Origin of the sequence: Yeguia hominis (assembly GCF_014384705.1) — a bacterium.
GTDB classification, from domain to species: domain Bacteria; phylum Bacillota; class Clostridia; order Oscillospirales; family Acutalibacteraceae; genus Yeguia; species Yeguia hominis.
On record NZ_JACRSN010000068.1, the window covers coordinates 1 to 606 of the forward strand.

General features: G+C 45.9%; 1 pseudogene. It reads right to left on the reverse strand.

Annotation, left to right across the window (positions count from 1 at the left end):
* Positions 1-7: 7 nt before the first annotated feature.
* Positions 8-462 (reverse strand): annotated as a pseudogene (gene tnpA, locus IAG03_RS14140) (IS200/IS605 family transposase).
* Positions 463-606 lie beyond the last annotated feature (144 nt).

The window sequence follows — 606 nt, forward strand, 5'->3', positions numbered from 1 at the left end:
GGACTGATTACTTGGCCAGCCCCTTAAAAGGGTCTTCCAATTCCTTTGTTGTGATTTTATCCATCATCTGATCGTGCGTCTCTTGCTCACGTATATCCTTCCGTATCGTTGCTTCATTTAATCCCACGGTGCTCACATAGTACCCTTCCGCCCAAAAGTGCCGGTTGCCTAATTTGTACTTCCGGTTCGCATGGCGCTCATATATCATCATGGCGCTCTTGCCTTTCAAATACCCATAAACTGCGATACACTGTACTTCGGTGGAATCGCCACCAACATGTGGATATGGTCCGGCATCAAGTGACCTTCCAGTGTCTCCACACCTTTCTATTTACACAGATTCCGGATTATTTCTCGTATATCTGCTTTTATGCTGTTATATATTACTTTCCTTCGGTACTTCGGTGTAAATACAATGTGGTATTTACATAACCATTTCGTATGTGCGAAACTGTTTGCCATAGGGCACTTCCTCCTTTGATCGCTTTCATGGCCTGAACATCCATTATTCTATCACTGTTGGCTAGTGCCCTGCTTAAGCTTGAATCCCACCCGCCTAGCGGGTGGCTTTTTGTTCCGCGCAAAAGCGCGGAACTGCCTCAAGGT